Annotated in this window: 5 protein-coding genes and 1 other RNA gene; 2 read left to right on the plus strand and 4 right to left on the minus strand. The window is 55.3% G+C overall.

Going from position 1 to position 5,130, the window contains the following annotated elements; genetic code table 11:
* Positions 1-136: 136 nt before the first annotated feature.
* An RNA gene (gene ffs, locus RCH87_RS10050) (signal recognition particle sRNA small type) lies at positions 137-231 on the minus strand.
* Between the two features lie 132 nt (positions 232-363).
* Here ffs and RCH87_RS10055 point away from each other — a divergent pair.
* Positions 364-1,737: a YibE/F family protein gene (locus tag RCH87_RS10055; RefSeq protein ID WP_306516565.1), complete on the plus strand. Its 1,374-nt coding sequence runs from the start codon at positions 364-366 to the stop codon at positions 1,735-1,737.
* Between the two features lie 390 nt (positions 1,738-2,127).
* On the plus strand, positions 2,128-2,520 hold the full coding sequence (locus RCH87_RS10060) for a hypothetical protein (protein WP_023018836.1): 393 nt from the start codon (positions 2,128-2,130) through the stop codon (positions 2,518-2,520).
* A gap of 74 nt (positions 2,521-2,594) precedes the next feature.
* Here the strand turns inward: RCH87_RS10060 and RCH87_RS10065 are convergent, their stop codons facing one another.
* From RCH87_RS10065 to RCH87_RS10075, 3 genes are all read right to left on the minus strand, one after another.
* A complete protein-coding gene (locus RCH87_RS10065; RefSeq protein ID WP_023018837.1) occupies positions 2,595-3,509 on the minus strand; it encodes a siderophore-interacting protein in 915 nt (304 codons plus the stop codon).
* 94 nt (positions 3,510-3,603) lie between these two features.
* A complete protein-coding gene (locus RCH87_RS10070; RefSeq protein WP_034645076.1) occupies positions 3,604-4,725 on the minus strand; it encodes a glycosyltransferase family 4 protein in 1,122 nt (373 codons plus the stop codon).
* Between the two features lie 168 nt (positions 4,726-4,893).
* A partial coding sequence (locus RCH87_RS10075; RefSeq protein WP_306516566.1) for a hypothetical protein occupies positions 4,894-5,130 on the minus strand: 237 nt, incomplete at its 5' end.

A 5,130-nucleotide genomic window follows, 5' to 3' on the forward strand; every position in this document is an offset into this window, starting at 1 on the left:
AAATCTAGGGAATTGGCGACACGCCGTAAAAAACACACTTTTTGTCGTTTAACCCGCCGTTTAACCCTTGTCGTTTAACCCGACTTTGCCCCACAACCCCATAACCGGCATACCCAACCCTTACAAAGCAGGTAACAAAAACGGACCCCGCGCACCCGCCAGAGCCTCCGTACCCTTGCTGCATTCCTGCCCTGGGGGAGTTGAGAGGATGAACGCCACGCGAGATCCTGCAGATAAATCTACCACATGGCCACCGTTGTGGTCTAACCTCACGGCATCACGAGACCACGGAAACATGCACTGAACCAACGCTCTGCCACCAGATTTTTAGGCAACACTGCACGCAGGCGATATTCTTAGCCCATGGGTCGCCATCACCGCACTAGTTCGTCGCAGTCCGCACAATCGCTGCTTGCACAGCAAAAACAATCCGCCAACCGAGCAGCGCACGCCTCGCACACAACGGAGACCACACGCCCAGCCCAGCAATCGGCGCAGCCCGAACCACAATCAACCGGCCGTAGCTTGAGTGCCATCAAAACCTGGACGTGGCCTCAGCGCGTACTCGCAGCCGGGCTAATCCTCGCAGCTGCGGCGACGATCATCGGACTCATCATCCAATGGCCGCCCAACGAAGAACCCCCTGTCAGTGAGCAGTTCGAACAGACGTCCTCACTTTCCGGTGAGCTTGTCGACGGCACCGTCGCCATCGTCCAGCCCGGTATGTGCGGTTCCCCGTCGAATGGCCAGGTCTTCGAAACGTCACCACAGACGAACCCTGCTGCACCCAACGATTGCACCCACGCGATTATCGACCTAACTTCCGGCGAGCACGAAGGCCAACGCACGCTGCTGGAGATTCACCCAGAAATCCCAGGCAATCCGCAATTGGAAGAGGGCGACAAGATCGCTCTTTCCAAGCACGACGCCGGCAGCTATGGTTTTCAAGATTTCCAACGCAGCACCACTATGTGGCTCTGGCTGGCAGCAGCGGTCATCCTGATCATCGCGGTTGGCGCCTGGCGCGGCCTACGCGCGGTATTCGGCCTGGTCATCACCCTGGCTGTGATCGCGGCGTTTCTTATTCCCGGGCTCATCCACGGCGGTTCCGCTATTCTGCTCGCCCTCACCTGCGGCGCCGCGGTGCTGTTCTTGGTGCTGTTTTTGGTACATGGTTTCAGCTGGAAAACCGCGAGTGCCATGGGCGGCACGCTATTGGCATTGTGCCTATCCGTGGGCTTGTCGACGCTTGCGGTGGCCACCGCCGGCATCCGCGGCCTGGGCGATGAAAACAATTTGAATATCCTGATCTACCTGCCGGGAGTCAGCATTTCCGGGTTGATGCTCGCAGGCATGATCATTGGTGCGCTCGGTGTTCTGAACGACGTCACCATCGCGCAAGCCTCCACCGTCAACGAAATGCGCGAACTGGAACCCGGCGCGAAACCTCTACGCTTGTTCGCTGGTGCCATGCGCGTCGGCCGTGACCATATTGCGTCGATGGTATACACACTGGTTTTAAGCTATACGGGTGTGGCCTTGCCGACGCTGTTGCTGCTGAGTATTTCTGGTCGTCCGCTGGGGCAAATTCTCAGCAGTGACATCATGGCTACGGAAATTCTGCGTTCGGTGACCGGCGCGATTGCCTTGGTCTTGGCGGTTCCACTCACCACAGCCATTGCGGCTTTGACCGTACGCGCCCCTGCCGCCGTCGATGCTGCCCCGCGGGAAGCATAAATGAGCAACCGACATACAACATCTACATGCAACATTCGACACAGAACATACGACACTGATCATAAGAGATGGTGTCGTATGTGTAGTATGTTTATCATGAATCACACTTGGGCTCGACGAGAACAATAATTTCACTACCTCGGAAAAATTCGATGCCCAGGCCATCACCGACGGCCCACAAAATACGGCCGCCACCAAGGTCTACCCGGCAATTCGTCCGTTATTCATTGAGACTATGAAGTAGCCCAGGTTATGTTTCGTCTGAGTAGATGGAAAGCTGGACTATGCCCAAAAATTCAGCAACCAAGCGGAACGCCCAGCATGCCATTATCTCTTCTACCGGAACCTGAGCCCCCTTCGGGAAGGTTGACAAAACTCAAGGAGAAAATTATGAAACCAGCTATTGTTTCACCCGGTTTTTGTCGCAACATTGGTCATTATTGCTGCCACTGGATGACTTATATATCGCTGGGGATGTTAGCGGTCTCTTCGTCTCTATGGGCTATCTACATGCAAGACAACGCAATTGTGCTTGTTGGCCTGCTTTTTGGGACAGCGCTCACCGCCTGGCAGATTCATCATTACAGAACAACGATTCCAACCGCTGTTAATTCCATTGCGATAGCTGCCGGAGCTCTGTCAGCCTTAGGCTTTGTAGTCCGGGAGAACTTTTCAAGTTCTGCAATTGCATTCCTTAGCTTTGGCACTGCTGGTGCATTAATCGCCTACGTTGTTTTCGCCGCTGTAATGATTATCAAATCCCAGCAAAAGTCAAGACCATAGAAATTATCAAACTCCTCAAGCTCAGCAGCATCATGGTCAGTCAACTTTTGGGTCAGCCGCGCAACGCAGCAAAGCTATTTCCGTTGACTGCGTAGCGCGCGTTCTTCGTCTTCGACGCTTTGATTGAACTCCATCTTGGATGCCTGCCATTCATCTTCGGTCATGCGCAAGCGCCAATACCCAGAAATGGAAGTGTCCTCTTTCGCGACATTGCCGTCCACGTACAAAAACTTTCGGACGTCTTTGATCATTTCGGCAACACCATGGACAAACCAGCTGGTTCGCTTCGCTGGGTAACCGGCCTCACGGATAGCAGAAACCAAAGCAGTTCCTGGCATGCGCCCATCCCGCAGCACCCAATGTAGGTTGGCGCCAGCAGGTTCCGGCATGGGCACGGTGCACTCTGCATCGGCGATCTCCAGGTACACATCAGCAGTGGTGTTGTCCGGCAGGTTTTCCAACGCGGCGGCAATCGCAGGTGCTGCGGCTTCATCACCAGCCAAGACAAAATGTTCGTAGTCATCGCTTGGGTGCCACTTGCCACCAGGCCCCAGAAAACCGATGCGTTCACCGATCTCCGCGTTCTGCGCCCACACCCCGGCAACGCCGTGCTCGCCATGCACCACAAAATCGATCTCAAAATCTCCTGTGGCCGGATCAATTCGGCGGAAAGTGTAGGTCCGGCGCACCGGCTGGTGCTCCCTCGGCTGGGTTTTCTTTACCTCTTCTACGTCAAACGGCCAACTATAGTCAGCCCCTGCTGGCGCAAAAAGCAGCTTGACATAGTGGTCAGTGAACGGAAATTCGCCTCCGGCCAAGCTTGGGCAAGAAAAACTGAGGCGCACCATCGTGCGGGATAACTGAGTACGCCCCGTGACGGTGGCTTCCCGTACTTGCCGTTTTTTCTTTGGCTTTTCCGACTTCTCTGGCTTCGCGGTATTGTTCACTAGCTTCTCTTCAGCTGTCGCGTTCATCTCCGAGGAATTCATAAAGCATAGCCTACCTTTCCAGAACACAGCCGACCTCGTCTACGCCACTTCGGCAAACCCCATCAGAGACAAAACCCAGCAGCGACAAACCCCATCAACCGCGCCGAGAATCTGCAGCGACTACATCTTCCAATAAAGCGGCAAAGCGCTGACCAGTCTTTTCCCACGAAAACTGTTCCGCGAATTTCCTCGCACCCGCACCGAGCTGTGCACGCAAGGAGTCGTCGTCAAGAATTTTTTGCAGCTGTACCGCCAGTTCCTCTGGAGTATCAGCGAGCAATCCAGTGCGCCCGTGCCCGACGGAATCACGCAGGCCAAAGCTATAACCGACTGTCGGGACGGCATGCTTACCTGCTTCGACGACGGCTAAACCCCAGCCTTCTTTCCGCGACGGCATCACATGCACTTCGGCACGCTCCAATAATGCGTGCTTGTAGTCGTCGGTGACTTGCCCATGAAAAAACACGCGCTCGCCCACCCCAGACGCCGCCGCGTAGGCCCGCAATTTGTCTTCCCACCAGCCCGAACCGATGACATCCAGCACGACGTCGTCGGCAAGCTCAGCCGCTCCGTCCAACCCAGCTAGCGCATCGATGGCGTGCTCGATTTGTTTATGCGGAACCAGCCGCGACAGCGTGACAATGTGCACCCCACGACGCTCCAAGCGCGGTATGAGCGCGGGCACCTCATCCACACCGTTTTCAATGATCGCAGCATCCGGCACCCCGAGGGACTGTAAATCCTCCTTGGAGGCCTGCGAAACAGTCACATAGGGCGCGCCCCGGTACACCTTCGGCGCGATTTTCGATTCCAACAACCAACCAACCCGCGCCAGCACCGGCCCAGCAACCGGCCATTGTTCCTTGTGCCAGTGGTGCGTGAGCAGCACCGTTGGGCGAAACACCAAGCGCGCAAAAAAAGGAATTCCATTTTGCGTATCGACGACCACATCAAGGTTCGCCAACGTGCCCAGCCCCAGCTTGCCGACGAGTATGCCCAACAGTGCTTTCGGATACACCGTGAACTTCCCGCCGCTGCGTGAATAACGCACGCCATCGCGCACCGAACGCCGTGGCATATCAGTGTGCGCCGCGGATCGGTAAATCACCTCATGCCCTGCTCGCGCAAGGTATTCCCCTACCCGCTCCAAATACAGCTCGGAACCGCCACCTTGCGGGTGGGTGGAATCGCGCCAGCACAGCAATAAGATCTTCATATTCCGTACCAGCTTAGCGGGGTAGGGCTGCATCCACATCAGAAGGACTAGAACTATACGCAGTCAGCACAAAACACTGGCCCGAAATATTCCCCGAGCTGCCAGACTACTTGTGAATGGGGCCATTCTTAATTAGTGGAACCTGATTACCGTACGTGCGAACCTTTTTTAATTCCATGACAAATGCAACCAAAAGATTGAGAAAGAAGAGAGCAAACGCAGAGTAAATATAGGTGACCATTGTTCCAAGTCCAATGAACGAATCAGGATATTCGCTAGCTTCAACAGCAGCCATAGGCACTGCAAGGCCTGCGGCGACAGCAATCGATGCGAGTACACAACCCCGAAAAGGGTGCTGTTGCAAAGTTGGGGCAGTAGGAAGACCGGCGTGGAATAATCAGGTCC

Origin of the sequence: Corynebacterium sp. (assembly GCF_030826625.1) — a bacterium.
GTDB lineage: Bacteria > Actinomycetota > Actinomycetes > Mycobacteriales > Mycobacteriaceae > Corynebacterium.